This is a genomic window from Luteolibacter flavescens (assembly GCF_025950085.1).
Taxonomy (GTDB): Bacteria; Verrucomicrobiota; Verrucomicrobiia; order Verrucomicrobiales; family Akkermansiaceae; genus Haloferula; species Haloferula flavescens.
In genome coordinates this window covers 724,569-750,635 of record NZ_JAPDDS010000001.1, presented here as the reverse complement: position 1 = coordinate 750,635, position 26,067 = coordinate 724,569, and the positions used below count along the sequence as shown (strand labels likewise).

Annotated in this window: 25 protein-coding genes; 11 read left to right on the top strand and 14 right to left on the bottom strand. The window is 62.8% G+C overall.

The genetic code is table 11. From position 1 onward, the window contains the following. Window position 1 precedes the first annotated feature (1 nt). A complete protein-coding gene (locus OKA04_RS03130; RefSeq protein ID WP_264499664.1) occupies window positions 2-1,516 on the top strand; it encodes a J domain-containing protein in 1,515 nt (504 codons plus the stop codon). A 3-nt stretch (window positions 1,517-1,519) separates the two neighbouring features. Continuing rightward, on the top strand, window positions 1,520-1,819 hold the full coding sequence (locus tag OKA04_RS03125; protein WP_264499663.1) for a carboxypeptidase-like regulatory domain-containing protein: 300 nt from the start codon (window positions 1,520-1,522) through the stop codon (window positions 1,817-1,819). Window positions 1,820-1,841: 22 nt separating this feature from the next. Here OKA04_RS03125 and OKA04_RS03120 read toward each other — a convergent pair whose 3' ends face one another. From OKA04_RS03120 to OKA04_RS03110, 3 genes are all read right to left on the bottom strand, one after another. After that, complete coding sequence (locus OKA04_RS03120; RefSeq protein WP_264499662.1) at window positions 1,842-2,498, bottom strand: phytanoyl-CoA dioxygenase family protein; 657 nt, start codon at window positions 2,496-2,498, stop codon at window positions 1,842-1,844. A gap of 1 nt (window position 2,499) precedes the next feature. Continuing rightward, window positions 2,500-3,525, bottom strand: coding sequence for a zinc-binding alcohol dehydrogenase family protein (locus tag OKA04_RS03115; protein ID WP_264499661.1), 1,026 nt, complete (start codon window positions 3,523-3,525; stop codon window positions 2,500-2,502). Window positions 3,526-3,609: 84 nt separating this feature from the next. Continuing rightward, window positions 3,610-5,790: a sulfatase/phosphatase domain-containing protein gene (locus OKA04_RS03110; protein ID WP_264499660.1), complete on the bottom strand. Its 2,181-nt coding sequence runs from the start codon at window positions 5,788-5,790 to the stop codon at window positions 3,610-3,612. 109 nt (window positions 5,791-5,899) lie between these two features. Here OKA04_RS03110 and OKA04_RS03105 point away from each other — a divergent pair, with 109 nt between their 5' ends. Then, on the top strand, window positions 5,900-6,340 hold the full coding sequence (locus tag OKA04_RS03105; protein ID WP_264499659.1) for a DUF5069 domain-containing protein: 441 nt from the start codon (window positions 5,900-5,902) through the stop codon (window positions 6,338-6,340). Between the two features lie 103 nt (window positions 6,341-6,443). Beyond that, window positions 6,444-7,838 (top strand): ROK family protein, encoded by a 1,395-nt coding sequence (locus OKA04_RS03100; RefSeq protein ID WP_264499658.1) that lies wholly within the window; start codon window positions 6,444-6,446, stop codon window positions 7,836-7,838. Window positions 7,839-8,179: 341 nt separating this feature from the next. Here the strand turns inward: OKA04_RS03100 and OKA04_RS03095 are convergent, their stop codons facing one another. Then, a complete protein-coding gene (locus OKA04_RS03095) occupies window positions 8,180-8,956 on the bottom strand; it encodes a 3-keto-disaccharide hydrolase (protein WP_264499657.1) in 777 nt (258 codons plus the stop codon). Between the two features lie 44 nt (window positions 8,957-9,000). Beyond that, on the bottom strand, window positions 9,001-9,993 hold the full coding sequence (locus OKA04_RS03090; RefSeq protein WP_264499656.1) for a hypothetical protein: 993 nt from the start codon (window positions 9,991-9,993) through the stop codon (window positions 9,001-9,003). A 169-nt stretch (window positions 9,994-10,162) separates the two neighbouring features. On the opposite strand from OKA04_RS03090, the gene OKA04_RS03085 reads away from it, so the two are divergent. Then, a complete protein-coding gene (locus OKA04_RS03085) occupies window positions 10,163-10,867 on the top strand; it encodes an outer membrane lipoprotein-sorting protein (protein WP_264499655.1) in 705 nt (234 codons plus the stop codon). A gap of 4 nt (window positions 10,868-10,871) precedes the next feature. Here the strand turns inward: OKA04_RS03085 and OKA04_RS03080 are convergent, their stop codons facing one another. Together OKA04_RS03080 and OKA04_RS03075 are read right to left on the bottom strand one after the other, a co-directional pair. Beyond that, window positions 10,872-11,186: a type II toxin-antitoxin system RelE/ParE family toxin gene (locus tag OKA04_RS03080; RefSeq protein WP_264499654.1), complete on the bottom strand. Its 315-nt coding sequence runs from the start codon at window positions 11,184-11,186 to the stop codon at window positions 10,872-10,874. Beyond that, on the bottom strand, window positions 11,183-11,398 hold the full coding sequence (locus tag OKA04_RS03075) for a hypothetical protein (protein ID WP_264499653.1): 216 nt from the start codon (window positions 11,396-11,398) through the stop codon (window positions 11,183-11,185). Before OKA04_RS03075 ends, OKA04_RS03080 begins: the two co-directional genes overlap by 4 nt. A 94-nt stretch (window positions 11,399-11,492) precedes the next feature. On the opposite strand from OKA04_RS03075, the gene OKA04_RS03070 reads away from it, so the two are divergent. Further along, complete coding sequence (locus OKA04_RS03070; RefSeq protein WP_264499652.1) at window positions 11,493-12,659, top strand: RsmB/NOP family class I SAM-dependent RNA methyltransferase; 1,167 nt, start codon at window positions 11,493-11,495, stop codon at window positions 12,657-12,659. A 41-nt stretch (window positions 12,660-12,700) separates the two neighbouring features. On the opposite strand, the gene OKA04_RS03065 is transcribed toward OKA04_RS03070, so the two are convergent. The 3 genes from OKA04_RS03065 to OKA04_RS03055 all read right to left on the bottom strand — a co-directional run bounded on the left by OKA04_RS03065 (window position 12,701) and on the right by OKA04_RS03055 (window position 14,891). Further along, window positions 12,701-12,931, bottom strand: a complete 231-nt coding sequence (locus OKA04_RS03065) for a DUF2905 domain-containing protein (protein WP_264499651.1) — start codon at window positions 12,929-12,931, stop codon at window positions 12,701-12,703. Window positions 12,932-12,934: 3 nt separating this feature from the next. Then, on the bottom strand, window positions 12,935-13,873 hold the full coding sequence (locus OKA04_RS03060; protein ID WP_264499650.1) for a TIM barrel protein: 939 nt from the start codon (window positions 13,871-13,873) through the stop codon (window positions 12,935-12,937). Window positions 13,874-13,958: 85 nt separating this feature from the next. After that, the gene (locus OKA04_RS03055) at window positions 13,959-14,891 is read right to left on the bottom strand and encodes an ABC transporter ATP-binding protein (protein WP_264499649.1); all 933 of its coding nucleotides are present in this window, start codon (window positions 14,889-14,891) and stop codon (window positions 13,959-13,961) included. 142 nt (window positions 14,892-15,033) lie between these two features. Between OKA04_RS03055 and OKA04_RS03050 the strand changes: the two genes are divergently transcribed. Then, on the top strand, window positions 15,034-17,814 hold the full coding sequence (locus OKA04_RS03050; protein ID WP_264499648.1) for a 2-oxoglutarate dehydrogenase E1 component: 2,781 nt from the start codon (window positions 15,034-15,036) through the stop codon (window positions 17,812-17,814). A gap of 86 nt (window positions 17,815-17,900) precedes the next feature. Next, complete coding sequence (gene sucB, locus OKA04_RS03045) at window positions 17,901-19,328, top strand: dihydrolipoyllysine-residue succinyltransferase (protein ID WP_264499647.1); 1,428 nt, start codon at window positions 17,901-17,903, stop codon at window positions 19,326-19,328. Window positions 19,329-19,411: 83 nt separating this feature from the next. Here the strand turns inward: sucB and OKA04_RS03040 are convergent, their stop codons facing one another. Both OKA04_RS03040 and OKA04_RS03035 read right to left on the bottom strand, forming a co-directional pair. Then, window positions 19,412-20,581 (bottom strand): hypothetical protein, encoded by a 1,170-nt coding sequence (locus tag OKA04_RS03040; protein WP_264499646.1) that lies wholly within the window; start codon window positions 20,579-20,581, stop codon window positions 19,412-19,414. 209 nt (window positions 20,582-20,790) lie between these two features. Then, a complete protein-coding gene (locus tag OKA04_RS03035; protein WP_264499645.1) occupies window positions 20,791-21,216 on the bottom strand; it encodes a hypothetical protein in 426 nt (141 codons plus the stop codon). A gap of 168 nt (window positions 21,217-21,384) precedes the next feature. On the opposite strand from OKA04_RS03035, the gene OKA04_RS03030 reads away from it, so the two are divergent. Further along, a protein-coding gene (locus tag OKA04_RS03030; protein WP_343226864.1) for an IS5 family transposase occupies window positions 21,385-22,139 on the top strand; the annotation gives its coding sequence in 2 pieces (ribosomal slippage) (window positions 21,385-21,721 and window positions 21,721-22,139; 756 coding nt in all). 8 nt (window positions 22,140-22,147) lie between these two features. Here OKA04_RS03030 and OKA04_RS03025 read toward each other — a convergent pair. Continuing rightward, on the bottom strand, window positions 22,148-22,918 hold the full coding sequence (locus OKA04_RS03025) for a hypothetical protein (RefSeq protein ID WP_264499643.1): 771 nt from the start codon (window positions 22,916-22,918) through the stop codon (window positions 22,148-22,150). 354 nt (window positions 22,919-23,272) lie between these two features. On the opposite strand from OKA04_RS03025, the gene OKA04_RS03020 reads away from it, so the two are divergent. Beyond that, on the top strand, window positions 23,273-24,298 hold the full coding sequence (locus OKA04_RS03020) for an SPFH domain-containing protein (RefSeq protein WP_264499642.1): 1,026 nt from the start codon (window positions 23,273-23,275) through the stop codon (window positions 24,296-24,298). Further along, a complete protein-coding gene (locus OKA04_RS03015; RefSeq protein ID WP_264499641.1) occupies window positions 24,298-25,236 on the top strand; it encodes a diacylglycerol kinase catalytic domain-containing protein in 939 nt (312 codons plus the stop codon). The genes OKA04_RS03020 and OKA04_RS03015 overlap by 1 nt, the downstream gene beginning before the upstream one ends. Before the next feature lie 362 nt (window positions 25,237-25,598). On the opposite strand, the gene OKA04_RS03010 is transcribed toward OKA04_RS03015, so the two are convergent. Next, a complete protein-coding gene (locus OKA04_RS03010; RefSeq protein WP_264499640.1) occupies window positions 25,599-25,937 on the bottom strand; it encodes a hypothetical protein in 339 nt (112 codons plus the stop codon). Window positions 25,938-26,067 lie beyond the last annotated feature (130 nt).

Sequence of the window (26,067 nt, the reverse complement as noted above, 5' to 3'; positions counted from 1 at the left end):
CATGCCGTGGACCACACTGGGACTGGACCCCGCCGGGGCGACCGAGCGGGACGTGAAGCGCGCCTACGCGAAGTTGCTGAAGGACTGCCGTCCGGATCAAAATCCCGAGGGCTTTCGCAAGCTTCACGATGCTTATCAGGCAGCGCTGCATCAGTTGCAGTGGCAGAGCTATGAGAGGGAGGACGTTCTGGTTCCGATCTCTTCAGAAATAGCGCCCGATCCCGATGATGCGACGAGTCGAGAGGTGCCGGAAGTCACCCAACCGATGCGGATGGAGGAGCCTGCCTCCATTGGCATGTCGTCCGGATTGCGTGCGATCACCGATTGCTTCGACCGCTTGAATGCGGCTCTTGCGGGCGGGTCGAAGGACATCCAGTTGCTGGTGGAGGAAGCCGAGAGCTTGCTATACGACAATCCGTCCGAGGTCGAGCGATGGGGTGAACTCATGCAAGAGGTCTTCGTCCGGCATGGCGAGAATCCCGCCGTGGCGCTGAAGGCGGACACGATCGTCTTCGAGTTGGAGCACGGAGGATTCGTCGCCACGCTGGCGGTGATCGACCGGTTGGATCGGAACGGGAGTCCGCAGGGAATCGCGAACCTCTCGAATCTCCTTCACCAGAATGCCTCGCGCATCGCCACGCCCGCGGCGGGCATCGCAGCCGCACGACTCGCAGGGGCCGCTGCATTCTGGACGAGCCGCCATACCGAGCGGCTGGCGAATTTCGCCTACGAGCAGCTTGCCCGTGGAGAGCGTGACTTCCACATGCAGCTCATCGACCGCCATGTGGCGATGGCCCACATGATGACGCTGGTGCCGGATCACCTGAAGTCCTTCTGGCGGCAGCGCCTGATGCGGACCGCGGGTAGGGACACCTGGAGCGATGAGGAAAGCCGCGCCGCGATCGAGTGGCTCAAGACGCCCTTGGCGAGACGTGGCCCTTGTTTCGAGGTCTTCCTCGGGTTGCTGCCGGAAGATCTGGCAGCCGGCGTGAAGAACAGCACGGCCAAGTGGCAGCGGCCGGAAGGCGAGGCGACCTCGTCGTCATCTTCATCGTCTTCTACTTCCTCTATCCCGATGCGGAGATCGGCGGGGCATAAGCCTCTCAACGTCCCGAAGTGGGAGCAGGACGAGCCGAAGCCGAAGAAGAGAAGGGAATATCATGCCACTTCGAATTCGGGCTCGGGGATTCCAGGTTGGTTGTGGGGCTTCGCGGTCTTCGTCGCCATCAAACTCATCCTCCTCGTCGTCAATATGTCCAAGGGGCCGGATCCGGTTCCCGTGCCCCGGCGCCCGCTTGCATTGGAAGACTTCAGTCCGGAAGAACGCCGCCGGGTGGAAGAAGGCGCGAAGAGACTCCAGGAGGCCCAGGAGAAGCTGGATCAATTCCCGTCGCTGAGACCCCTTCCCGGGGGGGCGGGCGAAGTCCCCACCTTTGACCCGTTTCCGAAGTCCGTGCCCGGATCGCCGGAATCGAAGAACCCCTTGTTCCAAGAGTTCGAAAGCAAGTCCCGATAGACCATGAAAATCGCCAACCGACTGTTCGCCATTATCATCGGGCTTCTCGCCGTGTCCTGCCAATCCAAGCCGGACGTCATCGTCACGGATGCGGCGGGAGTTCCCATTGCGGGCGCGGCAGTGGAGCCTGTCACCGCGTCCATGAATCTCCCAGCAGTGGTCACCGATGCGAAGGGAGAAGTTCACATCGGTGGTGCAGCACAACCGGTCCAGTCGATCAATGTCAGCAAGACCGGCTTCACCGGAGTCAACAACATCGACTATACCACCGCGAAGCCCATCCGTGTGATCTTGAAACCCTGACTGACGCGACGGGCACCTCTCGTCACAGAAACCGATGCCAGCGCTCAGGCATCGGTGCTCCAGAGTGATAGACCACGTGGAGCACGCGCCGATGTCCAGGTTCGGTGGCTTGTGACGAGGCGTGGAGCAGCAGCGGCCGCATGAGGAGTGCTTCACCGATGGATGCGAGGCATGCGACTTCGCCATTCTCCGCGGCGCGATTCGCGGCCTCGGCGGAGGGAATGATGCCGCTCAAGTGGGTTCCCGGGCTCACCCTCAGGGGGCCGTTCGTTTCATCGCAGTCGTCAAGGTGCAGACGGACTGCGAGCAAGCTTTCCAGCACATCGACGGGAGGGCGGGCATAGTGGACGCCTGTCTTTCGGGACGGTAGGTCGTATCCTGGTGATGAGACTTCATCCGAAAACGGGAACATCAGATCCTGATGCCAAGGCACCTTCCAATTCGTGTCGGGAGTCTTGTCAAAGGCGATTGCCTGAATGGCCACCGCGGATGATGGGATGACATCCCCGGCGATGAGATGCTGCTTCATTTCCTCAGCCGCCACTTTCACCGAGGAAAAATCGAGCAGGCAGCGCACTCCGGCACTTCCCGGAGAGAATGCCTCGGAGCGCAATTCTTCTAACAGATCATGTGTGAGGCCGGGGCGGGCGATGCTCCAGCCGTCGCGCGCGAGGTCCATATCACCACGTGGTTTCAAAGACCCGCTTGCCGATCATGCCGCCGGATTCGAGGTCGCGGTGGGCTTGGGCGAGAGAAGCGGGAGTGAGCTTTCCTCCGTGCTCCTTCATCGTGCTGAAGATGCGGCCCGCATCGACGAGCGTGGCCAGCTCCTTCAGCAGGTCATGCTGCGAGATCATGTCCGGCGTCTGGAACATCGAGCGGGTGAACATGAATTCCCAAGAGAAGGTCACGCTCTTCGCCTTCATGAGGCCGATGTCCGGTACGGTGGATGACTCGACGATGGCGGTGATCTTGCCCTGCGGGACGATGGCCTTCGCCATGTTTGCCCAGTGGGCATTCGTGTCCGCGAAGCAGGCGATGTAATCCACGGTAGGGATGCCGCGCTTTTCCAACTCGGCCGTCCAGTCCACCGAATGATCGATCACCCGGTGCGCTCCCATCTTCCGGCACCACTCGACCGTCTCCGGGCGCGAGGCCGTGGCGATGACGGTGAAGCCGGTGAGCGCTGTGGCGATCTGGATGCCGATGGAGCCCACGCCGCCCGCGCCGCCGATGATGAGCAGGGTCTTGCCCTTGCCCTCCTTCAGGTCGCCGGCGGACAGCCCGAGACGCTCGAAGAAGCACTCCCACGCCGTGATGGCGGTCAGTGGCAAGGCTGCCGCGGCGGCGAAGTCGAGGGACGCGGGTTTCTTCGCCACGATGCGCTCGTCCACGAGTTGGAGCTCGGCATTGCAACCGGGCCGGGTGATGTCGCCCGCGTAGTAAACCTGATCTCCACGGCGGAAATGTTTCACGTCCGATCCGACCGCCTCGACGATGCCCGCCGCGTCCCACCCGAGGATCTTCGGCTCCGTCTCCTCGTCCTTGCGGGACTGGCGGACCTTGTAGTCCACAGGATTCACCGCCACCGCCTTCACCCGCACGAGCAGGTCATTCGGCCCGGGGACGGGATCGGGGAGATCGAGTTCGACGAAGCATTCGGGGTGGTCGAGCGGGAGCTTCTGCGTGATGGCGATGGCTTTCACGCTGTCTAACTACTCCAGCTTGCGGGGGCTGTCAGCTTCGCGATTTTGCTTTTCGAGAAAAGTGGCTCTTACCTTTGCGGGCGATCACTCCACCTCCGGCGTGCCGGTCAGCTTGGCGATGTGTTTTTCGATCACCTTCGCCCAGATGGCGTAGCCGACGTCGTTAGGGTGGAGGAAATCAGGCATGATCTCCTTCGCGAGCACCTTCTCGTCATCGAGGAAGGCGTCGCTCACCTCGAGCCACTGCACGCGCTCCCCGTCGGCGAAGGACTTGATGCGGGCATTGATCTGGTCGTTGAGCTGGCGCAGGGGCTCCTCCGGCTTCGCGCCGCGGGGGAAGATCGAGAGCAGTAGCACCTTCGCATCCGGCTTGCGATCCTGCAGGAGCTCAAGGATGAGCTTGATGCCGTCGGCGGTCATCTCCGGATCGTCCTGCCGGTGTCCGGTGTTGTTCGTGCCGATCATCAGGACGAAGAGCTTCGGATCCACGTTCTCCAGTTCGCCGTTCATCAGCCGCCACAGCACCTGCTCGGTGCGGTCTCCGGAGAAGCCCAGGTTCAGTGCATTCCGGTGGGCATAGTATTTGTCCCAGGTGGCCTTGCCTCCGCCCTCCCATCCCTGCGTGATGGAGTCGCCGATGAAGACGAGGTCGTAGCCGCCCTTCTTGGCAAGCTTCACCTTCTCCTCATGGCGCGTCTTCCACCAGGCCTCGCCGAAGCGGTTCGCTGGAATGGTGGCCTGGCTGACGTGGTAGTTCTTCCGCTGCTCCTCGTAGGTTTTCTTCATCTCAGCCAGCACCGGGGCGTAGGCGGGATCGTCGTGCACGGACTTCAGCTCCTGCGGATCTTTCTCCAGGTCAAAGAGGTTCCACTCCTTTGTCGCGGGGAAGTGCATCAGCTTGTGGCGTTCGCTGCGGACACCGTCGTGCGCGGCCACGCGATGGGTCCGCTCGCCACTATAGAAGTAGTAGATCGATTTCCGCCAGTCAGCCGGGGTCTCGCCCTTTAGCACGGGAAGCAGGCTCTTGCCCTGAATAGACGCCGGGATGGCGACACCCGCAGCCTCGAGGAAGGTGGGGGCGTAGTCGATATTCTGGATGAGCGCCTCGCTCCGTAGCCCGGGCTTCACGACGCCGGGCCAGCGGGCGATGAAGGGCATCGAGAGGCTTTCCTCGAACATCCACCGCTTGTCATACCAGCCGTGCTCGCCGAGGTAGAAGCCCTGGTCGGAGGAGTAGATGACCAGCGTGTTCTCCGCGAGGCCGGACTTGTCCAGATAGTCGAGCACCCGGCCCACGCCCTCGTCCACGGCGCGCACCGTTCGCAGGTAGTCCTTCAGGTAGCGCTGGTGTTTCCAGCGGGTGACGTCGTCTGCCTTGAGCTTGCCCGCCTTCATGTCGGCGATGAAGGCCTCGTTCTCGGGTTCCCGCTTTTCATCCCATGCCTGCTTCTGCTCCGCGGTCATCCGCTGGTACTCGCCGTTCGCCCCTTGGCTGGTGAAGTCCTCGGGGAAAAGATTCTGCCCCTTGAACTTCATGTCATGCCCCCACGAGATGTCGCGGGCGATACTCATCTGCTGCTCCTTCAGCGTGCCACTACGTCCCTCGTAGTTGTCGAAGAGCGTCGGCGGCTCGGGGAAGGTGACGTCTTTGAAAAGATCGAGGTGGCGCAGGGCAGGGGACCAGTTGCGATGCGGTGCCTTGTGCTGGCACATGAGCACGAAGGGCTTCGTCTTGTCCCGTCCCTCCAGCCATGCGATCGCCTTGTCAGTGATGACGTCCGTGCAGTAGCCCTGCTCGCGTTTCCGCCCGGTCGCGGAGACGAATTCCGGATTATAGTAGCTGCCCTGGCCGGGGAGGATCTCCCAGTGATCGAAGCCCGTCGGCTGCGAGACGAGGTGCCACTTTCCGATCAGCGAGGTCTGGTACCCCGCTTTCTGGAGGAGCTTCGGAAAGGTCGTCTGGCTGCCATCGAAGCGCGACCCGTCATTGTCCGGGAAGCCATTGATGTGGCTGTGCTTGCCGGTGAGCACGGTGGCGCGCGAGGGGCCGCAGATCGAGTTTCCGCAGTAGGAACGGGTGAAGATGGCACCATCCCGTGCAATGCGGTCGAGATTCGGCGTCGGGGCGAGGTCCTTCAGCGGCCCGCCATAGGCCGAGATCGCATTCAGCGCGTGATCGTCGGAGAAGATGAAGAGGATATTCGGCCGTTCCGCGGCGAAGAGTACGGGTGCGGCCAGGGCGGCGAGCAGGATCAGCGGGCGCATGGAGCGTAGGATACGGGGGAAATTCATAGGTCTGACAAGAGGAAGTGTCCCGTTTTGGCAGCAGGGACCATTTGACGGGGATTGCCAACGCGTCTTTCCTAGCCGCGCTATGAAATACGTACCCCTGATCAGCTCCGGCACCGCCGGTCCGCTCGGCGTCCTCCACCTGCCGCGCCTGTGGCTCAAGGTCTCCCTCGAAGCCCGCGGTGTGCTCGCTGACGGCTACCCGGGTGCCGGCCAAGGCTACGACCAGATGGTCATCGACGGCCTCGGTCTGGATCGTGACGCTGTGCTTTCCTACATCGCCGGCGAGAAGCCGACCTACCCGCAATTCGAAGCCTGGGTGAAGTCCCAGCCGGGCGTGAAGCTGGATGCCGCCAGCGTCGAGGCGCTGAATGCCTCCATCACCGGCTACAACCACGCCGATGAAGTGCGCCAGTCCATCCTCTCCGCCGATGGCCTGCCGGACGACGCCAGCGCGCCGAAGGATGCCATCAATCTGAACAACCTGGATGACTGGCACGAATTCCACGCGGCCGTCTTGAAGTAAGCCGCATCGAGCAGATTCCATGGGGTAATGCGCAAAAACGGGGATACCCTGCGCATTACCTCATTTTCTTTGACGTCGGTTTATCGCTCTATTCCTGTCATCCATGACGGCGTCCTCTCCCAGCCTTTCCGACCTTTCCGTTTCCTGTGTTCCGGTCCTTGATCCGGATTTCCTGCCCGCCGTCCTCTGGAATCGCGCTTACCGTGAGATGGCTGCGGGTGGCCGCACGCTTGATCTGGCCCTCGTCCGGCAGGATGGAACGGCCTTCCGCTGGTCATCCCCGGTGCTCCCGGATACCCCGGACAATGCTCCGCTGACGCTGCGCTATGTCGAGCGTGTGGTGAAATTCCTCCTCTGGCAAAAGGGTGGCAGCCGCGTGCTGATCTCCGGCGCGCCGGAAGTGGTGCCTGCGCTGGCCGCGATCTACTGGCCAGGTGGCGGTCGCGAATTTGACTGGGATTTCATCGGCAAGAAGATCTTCGGCGAGCCCTTGAGCTTCACTGCGGTGGAGGCATCCGGGCTGCCCGAGGAATGTGGCGATGCGATGGCACTGGGCCGTCATCTGGGCGGCTGCCGCATCGGCTTCGACCTCGGTGGCTCCGACCGGAAATGCGCCGCGCTGATCGACGGCGAGGTCGTTTTCTCCGAGGAGATCGTTTGGGATCCGTATTTCCAGAGCGACCCGGCCTATCACATCGAGGGCGTGCAGGACTCGCTCCAGCGTGCCGCCGCGCATCTGCCACGGGTGGACGCGATCGGTGGCAGCTCCGCCGGCGTGTATGTGAACAACGAGGTGCGTGCCGCCTCGCTCTTCCGCGGGGTGAGTGCCGCTGACTTCGAGTCGCGCATCCGCGGTATGTTCGTGGAGCTGAAGGACCGCTGGGATGGCATTCCCTTCGAGGTGGTGAATGACGGCGAGGTGACCGCGCTCGCGGGGTCGATGTCGCTGGATCAGAGCTCCGTGCTCGGCGTGGCGATGGGCACCAGCCAGGCCGCGGGCTACGTGGATCCGAACGGCTCGATCCGGCCGTGGCTCAATGAGCTGGCCTTCGCACCGGTGGATTACCGGGAAGACGGTCCGCGCGACGAGTGGAGCGGCGACGAGGGATGTGGCGTGCAGTTCTTCTCCCAGCAAGGCGTCGCCCGTCTGGCGAAGGTCGCCGGGTTTGACTTCGGCAGCATGCCTTTCCCCGAGCAACTCGTGGAGGTGCAGAAGGCGATGAAGGAAGGCGACGAGCGTGCCCGGAAGATCTACCAGACCATCGGCACCTGCTTCGGCTACTCGATTGCCCACTACGCGGATTTTTATGAAATCGGCAGCCTTCTCATCCTCGGTCGTGTGACCTCCGGCGAGGGCGGCACGATCATCATTGAGGAGGCGGAGAAGGTGCTGGCGACCGAATTCCCACACCTGAGCATCCAGCTCGTGGTGCCTGACGAGAAGACCAAGCGGCACGGGCAGGCAGTGGCTGCGGCGAGCTTGGCGGCGGTGGGGTGAGGCTGAGAGCGCGGGATTGGATCAGAGGCTTGCTGTCAGCGTCGGGTGACTGCCGCTCTTTTCGCCTGACCCCGCTGGGAGCGCGCGGCCACTGGCCCGCTTGGATAGTCCGGCGAACCCAAGGAAAAAGCAGCCCCCCCCAAGAGTGATCCCCGGTGAGTGGGCTTCTCCACCCACTTCGCCCGGAACGTCCAAGCGGGCCAGTGGCCACGCGCTCCCAGCGGGCTGCACGTGATTCCCGAGCATGACCTTCGAAAGAAAAACGGGAGCGCCCTTTCAAGCGCTCCCGATGGAGAAAGTCAGTGTGATCGTTGCCCGGACTTCCCGGAGCGCAGCGCGGCTTACTCGGCTTTCAGCTCCAGCACCTCGATCTTCCGGAACTCCACGGGGTGGCTCTCGGATTGCAGGCTGATATAGCCTTCGGTGAGGTTGTTGTTGCCTTGGACCTCGATCAGCGGCTTGGCGCTGGCGTCGCCCTCGTCGAGCTTCGTGTCGGTGTATTCAAAGACGACCTTGCCGTCGATGAGGTGCTTCACCAGCTTGCCGCCGTGGACTTCGGCCTCGGCCTTGACCCATTCGCCGAGGGGCTTGGTGGGCTCCTGCGAGTTGATGCAGTGGGTCTTGTTCACCTTGCCATCGATGGTGATGTAGGTGCCCGGGGTGCAGAGATTGCCGGTCGTTTTCACGCCGTTTCCGGCACCGAGGAGCTGGAACTCGAGCGAGGCCGGGAAGTCTTGGTCCTTGCCCATGGTCTTCGGCTCCTGGCAGTGGAGCATGATGCCGGAATTCTGCGTCGCCCAGCCGGGGCCACCTTTCACCTGGTCACCGACGAAGCGGTATTCGAGGCGGATCTTGTAGTTCGAGTACTTCGTCTTGTAGAAGAGATGGCCGAAGGTATCACCCCACTCGGTGTAGTTCTTGTAGTCCACCTTGATCGCGCCGTCCTCGACCACGAAGGTCTTCTTCGGGTCCTCGCCGAGGGCGTATCCGCGGATCTTCGGCGTCCACCCGTCGAGGTCCTTGCCATTGAAAATGGAGGTCCATTTCTCATCCTGGCCGGAGGCGCAGGAGACCAACAGGGCCGCGAGGGCGGCGACACGCAGGGTGGTAGTCATCATCGTGGAAATGAAACGCGCGGGAACCGCCCGATGTTGCTCGCAGGTCAGCCTTCCTCGCGGAATGCCTCGGCGCGGCCCTTCGTCACACAGCCATTCAGCCAGCCGATGAGCTGGTTCACCTCCTCGCTTTCGCGGCGCAGGCCGTCGAGCGATTGCCAGTCGATGTGCTGGCGGGTGTGCGGCAGGGCGATGCGGTTGATCTGCAGGCGATCCATCAGTGCCTCCGTTTCGCGCGGGTGGGCATTCAGGATGTTCGCGGCGCGCGGCAGGTCGTCGAGCGCCTGGGCCGTGAGGCCGAAGGAGGTCACGCCGACGCCAAAGGTTGCATTCAGACGGCGCATGCCATCGGCCAGCGCCTCGTCCTCGACCGGTGCGGCATAGATCAGCTCGCCACCCTGCGACCACATCGAGGCGGACAGTGCCTGGAAGAAATCCTCGCGGAAGCTGGCCAGCGACGGCTGGATGCGGAGCCGTGCGGCGTGCAGGCGGAAGGGCGGCAGCCCGAGGCGCTGCTTCAGGGACAGCATGGTGGAATCCAGCGTCAGCTCCTCATCGGGCGCGTCGCCGGTTTCCCAGTCCACAAGCACGACCTCGGGGAACTTCCAGAGATTTGCCAGCGGGGAATTCTGTCCGAATGCTTGGCGGAAAACGAAGGGGAAGCGGCCGTTCACCTCGTAGTAGCGGGTCACCACCGCGCGGAATTTCCGCAGGCGCTCCAGCGCAAGGTCCACGGCTTCGTGATCCGAGCTCAGGTCGTCCAAGCGGCCCTGGCTCAGGGACAGCAGCTCCTGGGCTCCCGTGAGTGCTGGCACCGGGGCGGAGCGGCGGTAGTAGCCCTGGCCCTTTTCCACCTTTGCGATCGGCGAGGCCGGATCGCAGGACATGATGGAGAAATGATAGCGCAGGGACGCATCCGAGTAAGCACCACTGAGTTGCAACCGGGCGAGCCGGATAAGCTCGGTTCCCTTGATGGCGTCCGACGGATTGCTCGGGAGGAGGGGTGGGAGGATTTCCGTAAGCTGGGTGCGGAGGCTCATGCGGTGATGGGACAGTCCTTTCGGCGTGCCGGATTCCACTTCGCCACACCGTCCGGCAGCAAGCCCCTAATGTCACGGAATTGAAAAAATCCCGGTCATCGGTGGCGCTGTTTTTGTGAATCTTTTCCTTAGCTTGCGAGTCTGTCCAATCAGCTCCACCCTTTGACCGATGAAAGCCATCTCCGCCCTTCTCTTCGCTGCCGCTGTCGCCCCGCTGCATGCCCAACAGCCGGACGCCGCCGCGATGGTGCGCTCGATCCGCCTCTCGGCGACGCTCCAGCAGATGGACCTGACCGGCAGCGTGGAAAAGAGCGGCGGCCCAAAGCTTGGCCTGAACCTCTTCATCCGGGACAAGAACATGCAGTTCCAACTCGGTGACAAGGAGCGCTTTCACATCCGCATGGGCGACGAGCGGGCCGAATTGCTCAACGTGATCGACGACAAGGGAACCACCCGCGCATTCCCCGCGTCCAAGCTCTCGGACTCGATCGCCGGCACCGATGTGAGCTACGAGGATCTGACGCTCCGTTTCCTCTACTGGCCGAATGCCAAGCTTGAAGGCGAGGAGAAGGCCAATAGCGAACAGTGCTACAAAATCCGTCTAGACAACCCGGGCAAGGACGGAGCCTACGGCGTCGTCTATGTCTGGGTTCATAAAAAACACGGTGCCTTCTGGCAAATCCGCGCCCATGACCGGAAAGGAACGCCGATGAAGGAGTTCCAAGTGAACTCGGTGATGAAAATGCCGTCCGGCGGCTACACCATCAAGGAGATGAGGGTGAATGCCCTCGATTCCAATTCCCGGGTCAAAGCGATCACCTATCTGCGCTTCAACGAGCCCGCAGCGGCGGGTCCGAAGGGTCGGGGGCGGTGAGGATCTAGCGCTCGCGGCGTGATTGCCAGTGGCGATCATGCCGCGCCGCGTGGAGGACCGCTACGACGAGCACCGTGTGGTTCTCCTCATTCAGCCGATAGACTACCCGATAGGGAAAGCGAGCTGGATAGCGCCAGCGAATGTCGGTTTTCCGGTGACGGTGGCTACCAACGACCGGATCAACGGCAAGTCGGTCCCAGACTGCGATGACTTCCCTGATGAATCGGGAGCCAAGTCCTTGCTCCCGGGCGTCATACCAAGCGGCTGCGGTGTCCAAGTCGTCCTCGATCTCGGGACGGAAAATCACCTGCCAACTCATTTGGCAGACCGGGCGAGGAGTCTGGCTTTCATTTCATCAAGACCGATGGCGGAGGAAGTGTCCGCATCGTGGGCGCTGAGGCGGGCTTCAATCAGCCGCTCGTCCTCAGGGGAAAGCCCGGAGTCATCGAGCGCGACTGCCGAGCGAATCAGCTCCTGGCGCTCGGCCACGGACATGCTCGGCAATTCGGCCAACACTTCGGCAAGACTCATGGGCCGAGAGTAGCCGGGACTTCATGTGCTGTCAGCGGATTTGTTCCCGGATTCATCATTGTCCACCAGTGAGTGACCGGGCCATCGTCGGGCCGTGAGGATTCACCGGATGTTGGCGGAGAGTGCGGCGGGCGTGCTGGAGCAGGTTTTCAAGCACGGCCGTGTGCTGGATCGCGAACTCGATACCATATTCCGCGAGAATCCGAAGTGGGGGAAGCGTGACCGGAACTTCGTTGCGGAGACGGCATTCGAGGTCACGCGGTGGCGGCGGGCTCTGGCCTTCCTCGCTGGCGATGATTCCATCCCGGCCCTTTGCGCCGCGCAGTGGACCCGTGTCGGCCTTGAGGTGCCGGATTGGTGGGCGAGCCATCCTTCGGAGATCGCTGCTCGCGAGCTGGAGCTGGCCGGTCAGCCGCTGGCGATCCGCGAGTCGATTCCGGATTGGCTGGACGTGCTCGGTCGCGGCGAGCTGGGCGAGGCATGGGATCGCGAGGTCGCCGCGCTCAATCGACGGGCACCGGTTTTCCTGCGGGTGAATACCATCCGGGCAGAAGTGCGCGGTGTCCTCGAGTGGCTCGCCTCCCACGGGATCGAGGCTGCCCGGGTGCCTGGTGTGCCGGACGCGTTGGTGCTTCCCGCGGGGAAAATGCTGCCGAAGCCGCTGGCCGCCGAGGGTGTGGTGGAGATCCAGGATGCCGGATCGCAGAAGATCGCGCCCTTGCTCGACGTCGAGCCGGGGATGCGGGTCATCGACGCCTGCGCCGGTGCCGGGGGCAAAGCTCTCCATCTGGCCGCGCTGATGCAGGGCAGGGGGGAGATCGTCGCCATGGACATTTCCACGGCAAAGCTCAGCGAACTCCGACGCCGCGCCTCACGCGCAGGGACCCGCATCATCCGCACCGAGACCTGGCGTGAGGACACGCTGAAGCGCTACGCCGGATGGGCAGACCGCGTGCTCATCGATGCGCCGTGCTCCGGCCTCGGCACGCTGCGCCGCCAGCCCGATCTCAAGTGGCGGCTCACCGCTTCATCCTTGGAGAAAACGAAGCGGCTCCAGCGCCGCATGCTCGACCACTATCCGGAACTCCTCCGGCCCGGCGGGAAATTCGTCTACGCCACCTGTTCGCTGCTGCCTTCCGAGAATGGCGGACAGATCCGCAATCTCGTGGAGCGTGATCCCCGGCGAGCCATTGAGGAAGAGCTGACCGTATCCCCGGCGGAGACCGGATGGGACGGCTTCTTCGCGGCGCGGCTGGGATAATGAGGCGTATCGACGGTCCGTCGACACAACCTTGATCCTCGTTATCCGAAGAACTTCCGCACCAGCGCCAGCACGCCGCTCAGCACCACGCTGACCAGCAGGCAGGTCACCACGGGGAAGTAGAATCCTCCGCGCTCACCCTCCATGCGAATGTCGCCGGGCAGGCGGCCGAGCCACGAAAGCCAGCCTTTCCCTCCGGCGAACCATAGCACCGCGCCGATCACCGCGAGTCCGAGCCCCGCGATGACCAGCATGCGTCCGACATTCTCCATGCCTCACGATCCCGCGAAGGCCTTGCGGAGCAAGTCCAGACTCTTCGGAATCGCCGTCAGCGGGTCCTCCTTGCCCTCGAATTCCAGCGAGACGTAGCCCTTGAAATTCGCGTCGCGCATGATCTTGCCGATGCGTGTGTAATCCAGATCCAGCGTGTACCACACGCCGCCGCCATAGTAGGTCTTCGCCTGCAGCAGCACGGTATCCGGTGCCAGCTTCGTCAGGCGATCATACGGGTCTTCGAGGAAGTTCCCGGTATCCAGCGTCACGCGCAGCCACGGCGAGTCGATGGCATCCACCACGCGCTTCACGCCTTCCGGTGTGACGCCGAGGCCCCAGTGATTCTCCAGGCCGAGGACCACGCCGCATTTCTCCGCCACCGGGAGGATCTTCTTGTAGGACTCGATTACCCAGCCGTAGGCATCTTCCTCGGTGTAGCCTTCCAGCGGGGCCTCGATGCCGCGCTTGGCCATCAGGTCATTGAAATCCTTCGAGGTTCCCCACGTGCCGGAGTTCACCCGCATCGTCGGGATGCCCAGTGCGTAGGCCTGCTCGATGCAATCGGTGGTGTGCTTGATCTGCGCCTCGCGCTTTTCCTTGTCCGGCGAGAGGAAGCCCTGATGCGTCGAGTAACCCATCAGATCGAGGCCGAGCAGGAAGGCTTGGCGCTTGATCTTCTGCAGCTCGGCATTGTCCGTGGAGACGAGTTGGCGCTGTAGCACCTCGAAGCCATCGAAGCCCATCCGCGCAGCGTGATCCAGACAGGTCGGAATCGCGCGCAGGTCGTCACGCTGGAAGCCCCAGAAGGAGTAGGAGGAAACCCCGATGCGGTTCGCGGGGAAGACCGGCTTCGGGATAGCGCCCGACTCCTGCGCCAGTGAGGGCAGGGCGGTGGCGACTCCAGCAAGGGCTCCGGTGGCAAGGAAATGGCGGCGATTCATGCTGTCGCGATCCATCATGAATTCCCCCGAAAAGCAAGCTGGCCGGGATGTGATTTGATGCGATCTTTCCGCACCTGCCGGGAAATCAATCCCGGCGGGTCAGTTCCACGAAGACGTCTTCCAGCGTGGCGTCCTTGCGATGGAGGCTGCGCATCGGCCAGCCGTACTGGCTGACGAGCTCGTGGATGCGTTCGCGGGCGTCGGTGCCGGAGTCCACGAGGATTTCGTAGTGGGCCCAATCGTCAGCTATCGGCTCGGAGGTCACACGCTTGACGTGATCCAGACGCTGGAGGGCGGGGCCGATGACTCCCAGATCGCCGGAAATCTCCGCATGGACCCGGCCGGCAGCACGCATGCCGGCGACGAGGTTCTGCGGCGTGTCCTGCGCCTTGATCTGGCCACCGTCGATGATGATCACCCGACCGCAGGTCATTTCCACCTCATGCAGGATGTGGGTGGAAAGCAGGATGGTATGCTTCTCGGAGAGCTTCTTGATCAGGTCGCGGATCTGGCGGATCTGATTGGGGTCCAGTCCGTTGGTCGGCTCGTCGAGGATGAGGAGCTGCGGCTCGTGGACCAGTGCGTCGGCCAGGCCGACCCGCTGCCGGTAGCCCTTGGAAAGGACGCGGATCATCTTCCGGCGGACGCCTTCCAAGCCGCAGATGTCGATCACCTCGTTCACCCGGCGGCGGGCGTCTCGGTTGCTCAGGCCCTTCAGGGTGGCGCGGTATTTCAGATACTCGCGGACCCGCATGTCGTCGTAGAGTGGCACGTTCTCCGGCATGTAGCCGATGCAGCGCCGGGCCTCGAGCGACTGGCGGAAGATGTCGAACCCCGCGACCCGCGCGCTGCCGGAGGTGGGCGGCAGGTAGCCGGTCAGCATCCGGAGGGTCGTGGTTTTCCCGGCGCCATTCGGCCCCAGGAAGCCGACGATCTCGCCGGGGGAGACGTTGAAATCGATCCCTTTGACCGCCTGATGGCGGGCGAAGCTCTTGGTGAGTTGCCGGACTTCGATCATGAAAAGCAGGAGACGCTGGAAATTACCCCGGAAACCGGCCTTGTGCGTTGACGGGTCCGGGGCCGCCCCCTACCTAAGCGCTGCGCGCAGGGGGCCAAGCGGGAATTTCCGCAATCTCCCGCCGGCACCCGAATCTACCGCCATGAAATCGTCGGTTTCCGCCCGCTTGAATGCGGACTTGTTGGAGCAGCAATACGCACTTTGGTGCTCAGATCCCCGCTCGGTCGATCCCACGTGGTCGGCCTTCTTTGAAGGCTTCGAGCTCGGCGTGGCCCAGCTCAAGCCGAAGGGAGGGGAGGCTGCGGCTCCTACCGGTGCTCCCGCGGCATCCGGATCCACCAGCGAGACCGACCTCGCATTCTACGGCAAGGTGGTCAGCCTCGTTTACAATTTCCGCGCCCTCGGCCACACGCAGGCCCACATCAACCCGCTCTCCGACCGTCCGGAGCGGAATCCGCGTCTGGATATTTCACAATTCGGCTTCACCGAGGCCGACATGGACCGCGAGGCGTCCAATCCGCTCTTCCGTGACGGGGCGAAAATGAAGCTGCGCGACATGATCGCCGCGCTGGAGGCCACCTACTCCGGCCACATCGGCTTCGAATTCACCCACATCCACAACACCACCGTCCGCAACTGGGTCCGCCACCGCATCGAGGGCCACGCCCTGCGCGAGGAGGATCCCGCCTCCCGCAAGGTGCAGGCGATGGGCTGGCTCATCGAGTCGGACAGCTTCGAGAATTTCCTCGGCAAGAAGTTCCTCGGCGAGAAGCGCTTCTCGCTGGAGGGCGGTGAAGGCGCGATGGTCGTCCTGAATGCGATCCTCGAGAAGTGCCCGGCAGCAGGCGTGCTGGAGATCGAGATGGGCATGGCCCACCGAGGCCGCCTGAACGTGCTGGCGAACTTCGTCCGCAAGTCGCTGACCACCATTCTTTACGAATTCACTCCGAACTACATGCCGGACCTCGTGGCGGGGGATGGCGACGTGAAGTATCACCTCGGCTACGAGAGCGTCCGCGAACTGGCTGATGGCAAGGTGCGTGTGAGCCTCGCCGCAAACCCGAGCCACCTCGAAGCCGTGAATCCGGTCGTGGAGGGCAAGGCCCGCGCCCGCCAGCGCATCCTCGGAGATGACGGCGTGGCGACGGATCGCAAGCGCGTCCTGCCGATCCTGCTCCACGGTGACGCCGCCTTCGCGGGCCAAGGCCCGGTGGCGGAGTGTCTCAATCTTTCCCAGCTACCCGGCTACCGCACCGGCGGCACGATCCACCTCATCATCAACAACCAGATCGGCTTCACCACGATGCCGGCCGATGCCCGCTCGTCCGCCTACGCGACCGACGTGGCGAAGATGATCGAGGCTCCGATCCTGCACGTGAATGGCGAAGTGCCGATGGAACTCTACTGGGCGGCCCAATTCGCCCTCGAATTCCGCCAGCAATTCGGTCGCGACGTCGTGATCGACATGTATTGCTACCGCCGCCAGGGCCACAACGAGACCGACCAGGCCGCGTTCACCCAGCCGCACATCTACAAGCTGATCCAGGGCCGCGAGACCATCGGCCAGATCTACAAGAAGCAGCTCGTCGCGCAGGGCGTGCTTTCCCAGGCCGAAGCCGACAAGATCGAGCAGGACATCTGGGATCGCTTCGAGGCAGGCCATGCGAAGATGCTGGAGCTCCAGGAAAAGGGCGACCGCAGCGCATTCAGCGGCTCCACCGCGGTCGAGCAGATGCCCTACACCCACGCGCCCGTGCCCACCGGCATCGGCCGTGACCTGCTCCAGCATGTCGGTCAGGTGCTGACCACCGTGCCGGATGGCTTCAATCTCCACCCGACCCTCGCCAAGCGTTTCGTCCCGCGCCGTCAGGAAGCCCTCCAGAATGGCGGGCCGATCGACTGGGCCTTCGCCGAATCCCTCGCTTGGGGTGCCCTCCTTACCGAAGGTCATCAGGTCCGCCTCTCCGGTCAGGATTGCCGCCGCGGTACCTTCTCGCACCGCCACGCGGTCTTCTACGATTCCGAGACGCGCGCCCGCTACATCCCGCTGGAGCACGTCAGCCCGAATCAGGCGAAGTTCTGCGTCTACAATTCCTTCCTCTCGGAGTTCGCCGTGCTCGGCTTCGACTACGGCTACTCGCTCGGTGCGCCGAACATGCTGACCCTGTGGGAAGCCCAGTTCGGTGACTTCTCGAACGGCGCGCAGGTCATCATCGACCAGTTCATCGCCTCCGCCGAGTCGAAGTGGCAGACGCCATCCGACCTCGTGATGCTGCTGCCACACGGCTACGAAGGCCAGGGCCCGGAGCACTCCAGCGCCCGCCTCGAGCGCTTCCTCCAGCTCTGCGCCGGAAAGAACATCATCGTCGGGAACTTCACCACGCCGGCCCAGTACTTCCACGCGCTGCGCCGCCAGAAGATGCGTCCTTTCCGCAAGCCGCTGATCCTGATGACGCCGAAGAGCCTGCTCACGCGTCCGGAAGCGGTCTCCCAGGAGGCCGACTTCCTCGAGGGCTCGTGCTTCCAGGAAGTGCTGCCGGATCCGAAGCACTTCGACGATCCGATGTCGGTCGAGCGCATCGTCTTCTGCTCGGGCAAGGTTTACTACGATCTCGCCGCCTACCGCGAGGAGCATGGCATCACGAACACCGCCATCCTCCGCGTGGAGCAGCTCTATCCCTTCCACGACGAGCTCATCGCCGCGCTGGTCGGCCAATACGGAGCCGCGAGCAAGTTCGTCTGGTGCCAGGAAGAACCGCTCAACATGGGTGCGTGGTCCTACATCTTCCCACGCCTGGAGAAGGTGCTGGACCGCCGCGTGCGCTACGCCGGCCGCAACCGCGCCTCCAGCCCGGCCGCCGGGTCGAAGGCCCAGCACTACAAGGAACACAAGGCCCTCCTCGAGGCCGCGTTCAACGTCTGAGATTGGTAGATGGCGGGTGGCAGGCAGACTGCTATCCGCCTCTCCTTGCATTCCCGATTTTCTCGTCTCCACTAAAGCCTTTCCCGATGTCTCTCGAAGTCAAAGTACCCGCAGCCGGTGAGTCCATCACCTCGGCCAATGTCGCCCGCTGGCACAAGCAGAACGGCGAAGCCGTCCGCAAAGGTGAAATCCTCGTGACGCTCGAAACCGACAAGGTTTCCAGCGAACTTGAAGCCGCCGCCGACGGGGTCCTCACGATCATCGTCGGGGAAGGGGAGGAAGTCGCCATCGGCACCGTGATCGCCAAGCTCGACGAGACCGCCGCTGCTTCCGGCAGTGCTCCGGCTCCTGCCGCAGCAGCCCCGGCATCCGCGCCTGCTGCCTCCGCCGCACCGGCCCCTGCCTCGGCGAGCGGACAAGTGCTCGACGTGAAGGTGCCCGCCGCCGGCGAGTCCATCACCTCTGCGAATGTCGGCCGCTGGCACAAGTCCGACGGCGCCGCCGTCACCAAGGGCGAAGTGCTCGTGACCCTGGAAACCGACAAGGTCTCCAGTGAACTGGAGGCGGAAGCTTCCGGCACGCTCAAGATCCTCGTCGCTGAAGGCACCGAGGTCGCCATCGGCACCGTGGTCGCCCGCATTGCCGTCGGCGATGTCGCTGCTGCTCCGGCCTCCGCACCGGCATCTGCCGCGACTCCGGCTCCCGCCGCCGCCGCTGCGCCCGCTCCGGCACCGGCCGAGGCACCAAAGCCACGCGCCATCGAGCTTCCTACCGCCCCGTCTTCTCCCGCCGCCGCATCCGCGCCAGTCACCGACGGTCGCACGACCCGCAAGAAGATGAGCATGCTGCGCCGCAAGATCGCGACGCACCTCGTGAATGCCCAGCAGACCGCGGCGATCCTCACCACCTTCAACGAGGCTGACATGTCCGCCGTCATGGACCTGCGCAAGGCCGTGCAGGAGGACTTCCTCAAGAAGCACGGCGTGAAGCTCGGCTTCATGTCCTTCTTCGTGAAGGCCGTGGTGCAGGCGCTGAAGGACGTGCCACAAGTGAATGGCATGATCGACGGCCAGGACATCGTGGAGAACCACTTCTACGACATCGGCGTCGCCATCGGCACCGAGAAGGGCCTCATCGTCCCGGTCATCCGCGATGCCGACAAGAAGAGCTTCGCCCAGATCGAGCAGGACATCCTCGACTACGCGAAGAAGGCCAAGGACGGCAAGATCGCCATCGAGGACCTCCAGGGCGGTGTCTTCACCATCTCGAATGGCGGCACCTACGGCTCGCTGCTCAGCACGCCGATCCTCAACCCGCCCCAGAGCGGCATCCTCGGCATGCACACCATCCAGCAGCGCCCGGTCGCCGTGAATAACCAGGTCGTCATCCGCCCGATGATGTATCTGGCCCTCAGCTACGACCACCGCCTGGTGGACGGCAAGGAAGCCGTGACCTTCCTCATCCGCATCAAGGACTGTATCGAGAATCCGACGCGCCTGATGCTGGAAATGTGAGGTGTCTGGACCAAACTGACTTTTCCGATGGCCCGCGGGGAATCCTGCGGGCCATTTTGTTTTCCGAGGTGCAGGGGCGGATCTCACTCAGGCTTGGTAGGAATCTCCGCAAAGGGATCTTCCGCCTCCTCCTCCATGCTCTTCTCTGCTTCCTCCTTTTTCCGCCGACTGAGTTCTTCCAAATTCTGCCGGGCTTGCGCAGCGGTCTGCGGGTCTTCGATTGCAGACAGCAGTTGCTCGCGAACCTCCGGCGTGAAGTCGGTATGGATAATGACGCCGCGGATGAAGGCATCGCGGTCCGGCCCGGGAGGCAGGGCTGCCACGCAGTCCTGGACCGGTGATGGCGCACGATGATCGAAGAGGGAACCGAAGTTCCGCAGCGCCTGCTGACGTAGCGGCTCTGCACGGATGGCTTGCAGACGCTGGACGGACTCCAAGGCGGTGGTGAATTCGTCTTCAATCACCCAGTCCAGTGCGGACTTCGCCAGCACCCGTGCGGTCTCTCCAGCGGGATCTCCCATCAGCCCGGCAGCATCCATCGAGTTGATCAGCTTCACCGCGGCGGTGGTGTCGCCGCGCGAGTGATGAACCATGGCATCCGCGGCAGCAGCGCGGAATTCCTCTGGCAGGGCGGCCAGGCGCTGGACCTGCTCGTCCACGGGCAGGTGGCCTAGCTCCTGGGATTCCCACTTCTCCAGGAAGATCGAGCGAAGCACGTCATCGGGCTCCGACCTTAGAAAGGGCAGGGGATCCTCACCGGCTTCCTCGGCCATGCGCTCTGCGAAGTCCGCGGCCGGTCCCCTCGCCTCACTGCTGTGTTCGGGGATCTCGATCCATTTTCGCAGCATGGCAAGCTGCTCCGTGGCACCCGGCGGGATGGCTGCACAGAGGTCGGAGATGATCTTCCGATCCCTGAAGTTCGGCGCACCTGGCTGATCCAGGCACTCTAACAGGATGTCCGTGTGCCCGGCCTTGATCAGGGTCTTGCTCCATAAATCGAAAACCTTTGGTCCCGACGACCCGAAGTGATGGGAAGTGAGCCAATCCCAGACGGCACGCGGCTGACGGGCGATCTCTTCAACGACCTCGGTTTCCAAGGTGAGGGCCAAGGATTCGTAGCGCTCCCGGTGCATGGGCCCGTAGAGCTGGATCATGGCTCCTCGCAGGTCGCGGCGAATCCACTCGCGGAACAGCGCTTGCCGTGCGAGCTCGAAATCGCGCCGCGGCAGTGTCGTCTCCTCCAGTTCACGCAAGCGGCGAACAAAGGTGCCGCTGGGGCCCGTGGGGCCTGCTGCGTTGTGGCGATCAGGCGTTTTCGAGGGTAGGGTGTGTGGTGAATCCGGAGCGTCATGATGATTGCCCGTCGAGCCTGTTGGAGTCCGTGCGATCAGGAATACCGAGGCATGTGAGGCCACGAGCAGGAGCAGCATGGCGGAGATGCGAGCGACGAGGCTTTCCTTTTTCATCGGCCAGCCTCCCGTCGGGTGTATTCCTCCAGCAACTGCGTGCGCAGTGACTCATCCGGCACGGCTAGCAAGGCCCGGCGACAGCCCACGGGGTCGAAGTCCTGCCATTTCGCGATGTGAAAGACGTAGATTGAGTAAACGATGTTCGGGTCGCCTTGCAACAGATCCGGATGAACCGTGAGAACACGAATGGCCACTTCCGGAGGCAGCACTTCCAAGCTGTGCGCAACCTCCCGACCGGGTTCTTCTTCAGTAGTGGGCGTCTCCTGCAATGCGTTTAATGGATCAGCCATGAAGACAGCATTGAAGACCATGCGACGCAGGTTGGTTGCCACGGCTGGGTCGGAAGCAGGGGGCCAGGTTCGCTGCACCAGCGCCAGCACATCCTCCTCCGTCTGCCGACCATCGCAGAGATCTGCCATGGCATCCGCGAAACCCGGGACTATTTTGTCGAGCTCCTCGACCTCGCTCGGAGTACTGGCATCGAAGATGTCTTTCCCAGCGAGACCGAGCTTTTCTCTCAGAGCGGACGCTAGGCTGAATCGACATTCAGACTTGTACGATTTCCGGAAGTTTGATTCAAACTCGTCATGGCGAAGCGCTATGAACTCAGTGAACAGCAATGGGATCAAATCCGGGAGTTGTTGCCCGGCAAGTCGAGCGATCCGGGAAGGACAGCGATGGACAACCGCAACTTCGTCAATGGAGTGCTGTGGATCCTTCGCAGCGGTGCGCGCTGGAGCGATCTACCCGAACGTTATGGCAAATGGAAGACGGTTCACAAACGCTTCACCCGCTGGGCCAAGGCGGAGGTCTGGGAGAAAGTCTTCGCATCGCTCATCACAGACCGGGACAATCCCTATCTAATGCTCGATTCCACCATTGTGAAAGCCCACCAGCAGGCGGTCACAGGAAAAGGGGGGGCTGCGACCAGGCTGTGGGGCGTTCCAGAGGAGGACTGACCACCAAAATCCATTTGGTGGCGGACAGTGCCGGCCGTCCTTTGAGGTTCCTTCTCACTCCTGGGCAGGCGGCCGATATCAGCAGCGCACCCGAACTGCTTGCAGGCATGAAAGCCAAGGCGGTCATCGCGGACAAAGGCTATGACAGCCGGGCGTTGCGTGATCTGGTGCGCGCCAAACGGATGCGTGTGGTGATCCCTTCAAAGATCAACCGCAAGCGCGCCATCCGCTACGACAAAGAGATCTACAAGCAGCGGAATCTGGTGGAGAGATGCTTCAACAAGCTCAAACACTTCAGGCGCATCGCCACACGGTTCGACCGTCTTGATTGTCATTTCATGGGCGCACTTCACCTCGCAGCAGCCATGATCTGGTTGAAATGAATGTCGATTCAGCCTAGCACAGACTGTCTGTTCGGAAACGTCTCCATCTGGAACCTTGCTTTCTTTTGTTCTGCGACTTGGGTCTCCACTAGGGCCACATCATCCGCTGCAAATCCCGCATCGCGGATCTCGGCTAACAGGATCTCCGAATCCTCGCTCCCGAAGATGGAGGAAAGGAGCTTCCGGGTGGCTTGCCGGTCACCGAGCAACGCCGGGATCTTGGCCAGGTGGCCCTGCCACTGTTCCGCTTCCAGGCAGTCGTAGAGCAGCCACAACCGTTTAGATGGGTCCGCGAGCCCGGATGCCATTTGCAAGGTGAAGTCCGCCCCTCGATCATGGCAAAGTGCCTGCGCGCCTTGGCGCAGCGCCAAGGCGGCCCGGGGGAAGCGCTTGGTCAGTTCACCGAAGCGATACTCGTTTCCTTTGCCGAGCCAATCTCCGAGTTCGAAACGGAAGGCATCGGTCGATTGGTTATGGCTGGCCTTGCCGAAGAAATCGAGTGCGGCGTCGGGGTCGAGTTCAAGCCACTTGCCGAATGCTGCGACGGTTTCTGCGCTGGCGTGTTCTCGAGTCGCTTTCGCGGCAGCCATGCCAGCCTTGGCAAGAGCGGCAAAATCCGCATCTGGAGGAAGCTTTTCGCGTGCGGCGGCCACTTGATCGAGCCATGAAAGCTCTTTCAACTCACGCTGCTCCCGGGTGGCCGCGAGATTTGCAGCCTCTTGTTCGCGACCGAGGCTGACCAGATCGGTGGGGCTTGGAATCGCCTCGCGATTCTTCACGGAAGGAGCTTTGGTTTGGGTTGGGGGTGCCGTCCCGGGCGTCCTTCCAAGCTGCCACGCGACAGCATGACTCAGGAGGAGCAAGAGCCCGCCGGAAATGACAAGGATGGTATGCTTCCTGCCGCGATCCATGGCATCGGGAAGATCGGAGAAATCTCGAGTTTTGGGAAGGCAAGAGATGAGCGTTCGGGAAAGGACGCTGGAAGGCGACTTGAGCGACCGGAAGCCTTTCGCCTTCCGGCTAAAGTCTCCTTCGCTGGCAGCCAGTTCTCCCCCTTGCCAAATCGGCGTGATGGCGGAGGATCATCCCATCTTGGCGGATGGTCTTTTCCGCCGGGGCAACCCCTTCCATCCATGTTTGGCATCCGTTTCATCAAGATCCCTCCGACGACGCATCTCATCCAATATCGCGGTGGCCAGGTGGTGAGGGAGGGGGCGGGGATTTCCTTCTACTATTACTCACCTACTACGTCCCTCGTAGCGGTGCCGGTGGGCAGCACGGATGTGCCCTTCATCTTCGAGGAGCAGACGGCGGATTACCAGACGGTCAGCCTGCAGGGTCAGGTGACCTACCGGATCGCCGATCCGCGGAAGCTGGCGACGCTGATGGATTTCACGCTGGCTCCCCACGGCCGGGGCTACGCCTCGGAAGACCCGGAGAAGCTGCCGCAGCGGGTGATCAATCTGGTCCACGTGCTTGCCCGTGCGGAGATCGAGAAGCTTTCCCTGCGCCAGGCATTGCGCGCGTCGGAGCCGCTGGTCGCGGCGATCCGGGGCGAGCTTGCGAAGTCGGCGGAGCTATCCGCGCTTGGCCTCGAGGTGCTCGGGCTTTCGCTGCTGGCGATCAAGCCGACACCGGAGACGGCGCGTGCTCTCGAGGCCGAGACCCGCGAGCTGCTGCTGCGCGGTGCGGACGAGGCGATCTACGCGCGGCGGAACGCTGCTGTGGAGCAGGAGCGCGCCATCAAGGAGAACGAGCTGAATACCGAGATCGCGGTGGAAAATAAGAAGCGCCAGATCCGCGAGACCCAGATGGATGCGGAGCGCGCCGTGCAGGAGAAGCAGGCGCAGCTCGAGCGCGCGACGCTGGAAAGCAACATCGGCCTTGAAGAGGAGCGCAAGAAGCTGGTGACGCTCGCCGCCGAGAATTCCCGCTCCGAGTCCGACACCCGCGCCTATGGCATCGCGGCGACGATGAAGGCGCTCGCGAGTGCGGATGCCTCGGTGCTCCAGGCGCTCGCCACCAGCGGCATGAAGCCTGAGCAATTGATCGCCTTCGCCTTCCAGGAGTTGGCGGGCCAGGCTGACAAGATCGGGCAGCTCAATATCTCTCCCGACCTGCTGCGCGAGCTGATCCACAAGCCGGAACGGGCACGATGATGAAGCGGCTCACGGAGACGAAGCTCATCCTCGTCGTCCGGGCGACCCGCTTGGCCGATCTCAGGGCGCGCTTTGCCACGAAGTCGCAGGCGAAGTTCTACGTCACACGGTTGGGCGGGGATTTCGCCGACTACGAGCGCGAGGACGAGGCCTACCAGAAGGCGATCACGCGCGCCCAGCAGACGCTCTCGACGCTGGGCCGCGTGCAATTGGTGCAGCGTGTCTTCCTGCCGAACTTCGTCTTCGGCCCGGAGGATATCGTCGTGACGCTCGGCCAGGACGGCCTGGTGGCAAACACGCTGAAGTATCTGAACGGCCAGCCTTTGATCGGCGTGAATCCGGACCCGAAGCGTTGGGATGGCAAGCTGCTGCCCTTCCGCATCGAGGATCTGGAGAAGGTGACGCGCGAGGTGCTGCGCTCGGGGCGATCCTATCGCGATGTCACGATGGCGGAGGCAAAGCTGAATACCGGGCTGAGCCTGTGCGCGGTGAATGACCTCTTCATCGGCATGAAGTCGCACGGCTCCGCGAGATACCGGATCGCGATGGGAAAGGCGGCTGAGGATCACTCATCCAGCGGCATCATCGTATCGACCGGCCTCGGATCGACCGGTTGGTTCAAGAGCCTGATGACGGGTGCCGCTGCAGTCGCGGCCGCCTCGGGACAGGCACGCGGTGCCACGCCGCAGGACATCACCTTTCCGTGGGAGTCGGATCACTTGTTCTTCACCGTTCGAGAGCCCTTTCCGAGCAATACCACGGGCACCGCGCTGGTATTTGGCAAGGTGACTCCGAGGGAGCCGCTGACCATCGAGTCGAGGATGGGAGAGGGCGGTGTGATCTTCAGCGATGGAATCGAGCAGGATTTCCTCGAGTTCAATTCGGGCTCGCTGGCTACCGTCTCATTGGCCGGGCGAAAGGGCCGGCTGGTGGTCTAGAAGTCTCGTGCCTCGGGGTTTTCCCAAATGCGCCGCGACCGGGTTGGAGCCGGCCGCGGGCACTTGCTACCATGATGGACACGTTCTTAACCTGGAAAGTGGGGGTGCCCGCAGCTCCCCTCCCAAGGGCCGCGGGCACCATTGCGTTTCCGCAATACAGAGATCATGCCCCATTCCTCGGGAAATGCAATCAATCTGCACCTAGGGTATCTACGCGCGGGTTTTCCCGTATGTCGTACACAGTGATCCAAGGGCGAAACCGATGAACCGGAGTCATGTCGGCCGCCCTTGGATGATGGATTGGCATCCGCGCGGAGCAGGGGAAATCCTGCGCGGGAATTGGAAGGGGAGACCCCTTCCTGTTAGAGTTTCGATTTCAGCGCGGTGAACTGGGTCTTCATGCGTGCCAGTTCTTTCTCGGCCTTGGCGATCTGGACGTGCAGCGATTGCAGCTCGGCGAGCTTCTTGCCGATCGGGCCTGCGTTGTGCGCGGCGACGATCGGGGTCTCGCCTTCCTCGGAGACTCCGCTCCGGATCCACGACGCGATGGTCAGCGGGGAAAGCTTGTACTTCTTCGTGGCAGCCATCTGGCCGCCACGTCCTTTTTCCTCATTCACCTTGTTCACGAAGGCAAGGATCTCCGCCTTTTCCTTCTGGCTGTAACGGCGGCCTTTCGACGCGTTGACTTTGGATGTGCTCATGACGGGGTTCGCCTAACAAGGCAGGCGACTAGGTGCAAGCGGCGGAATGCCTTTTTCTGACGTGATCGCGTAATTCAACTACTATGAAGACCGTGGCAGCATGAGGCATTCCGATGGGTCCATGCTTCTC

Bases quoted from the DNA above. Each gene is read 5' to 3' on its own strand.
- OKA04_RS03130 (WP_264499664.1), top strand. From the start codon at position 2: ATGCCGTGGACCACACTGGGACTGGACCCCGCCGGGGCGACCGAGCGG.
- OKA04_RS03125 (WP_264499663.1), top strand. From the start codon at position 1,520: ATGAAAATCGCCAACCGACTGTTCGCCATTATCATCGGGCTTCTCGCC.
- OKA04_RS03120 (WP_264499662.1), bottom strand. From the start codon at position 2,498: ATGGACCTCGCGCGCGACGGCTGGAGCATCGCCCGCCCCGGCCTCACA.
- OKA04_RS03110 (WP_264499660.1), bottom strand. From the start codon at position 5,790: ATGCGCCCGCTGATCCTGCTCGCCGCCCTGGCCGCACCCGTACTCTTC.
- OKA04_RS03105 (WP_264499659.1), top strand. From the start codon at position 5,900: ATGAAATACGTACCCCTGATCAGCTCCGGCACCGCCGGTCCGCTCGGC.
- OKA04_RS03100 (WP_264499658.1), top strand. From the start codon at position 6,444: ATGACGGCGTCCTCTCCCAGCCTTTCCGACCTTTCCGTTTCCTGTGTT.
- OKA04_RS03095 (WP_264499657.1), bottom strand. From the start codon at position 8,956: ATGATGACTACCACCCTGCGTGTCGCCGCCCTCGCGGCCCTGTTGGTC.
- OKA04_RS03090 (WP_264499656.1), bottom strand. From the start codon at position 9,993: ATGAGCCTCCGCACCCAGCTTACGGAAATCCTCCCACCCCTCCTCCCG.
- OKA04_RS03085 (WP_264499655.1), top strand. From the start codon at position 10,163: ATGAAAGCCATCTCCGCCCTTCTCTTCGCTGCCGCTGTCGCCCCGCTG.
- OKA04_RS03080 (WP_264499654.1), bottom strand. From the start codon at position 11,186: ATGAGTTGGCAGGTGATTTTCCGTCCCGAGATCGAGGACGACTTGGAC.
- OKA04_RS03075 (WP_264499653.1), bottom strand. From the start codon at position 11,398: ATGAGTCTTGCCGAAGTGTTGGCCGAATTGCCGAGCATGTCCGTGGCC.
- OKA04_RS03065 (WP_264499651.1), bottom strand. From the start codon at position 12,931: ATGGAGAATGTCGGACGCATGCTGGTCATCGCGGGGCTCGGACTCGCG.
- OKA04_RS03060 (WP_264499650.1), bottom strand. From the start codon at position 13,873: ATGAATCGCCGCCATTTCCTTGCCACCGGAGCCCTTGCTGGAGTCGCC.
- OKA04_RS03055 (WP_264499649.1), bottom strand. From the start codon at position 14,891: ATGATCGAAGTCCGGCAACTCACCAAGAGCTTCGCCCGCCATCAGGCG.
- OKA04_RS03050 (WP_264499648.1), top strand. From the start codon at position 15,034: ATGAAATCGTCGGTTTCCGCCCGCTTGAATGCGGACTTGTTGGAGCAG.
- sucB (WP_264499647.1), top strand. From the start codon at position 17,901: ATGTCTCTCGAAGTCAAAGTACCCGCAGCCGGTGAGTCCATCACCTCG.
- OKA04_RS03035 (WP_264499645.1), bottom strand. From the start codon at position 21,216: ATGGCAGATCTCTGCGATGGTCGGCAGACGGAGGAGGATGTGCTGGCG.
- OKA04_RS03020 (WP_264499642.1), top strand. From the start codon at position 23,273: ATGTTTGGCATCCGTTTCATCAAGATCCCTCCGACGACGCATCTCATC.
- OKA04_RS03015 (WP_264499641.1), top strand. From the start codon at position 24,298: ATGAAGCGGCTCACGGAGACGAAGCTCATCCTCGTCGTCCGGGCGACC.
- OKA04_RS03010 (WP_264499640.1), bottom strand. From the start codon at position 25,937: ATGAGCACATCCAAAGTCAACGCGTCGAAAGGCCGCCGTTACAGCCAG.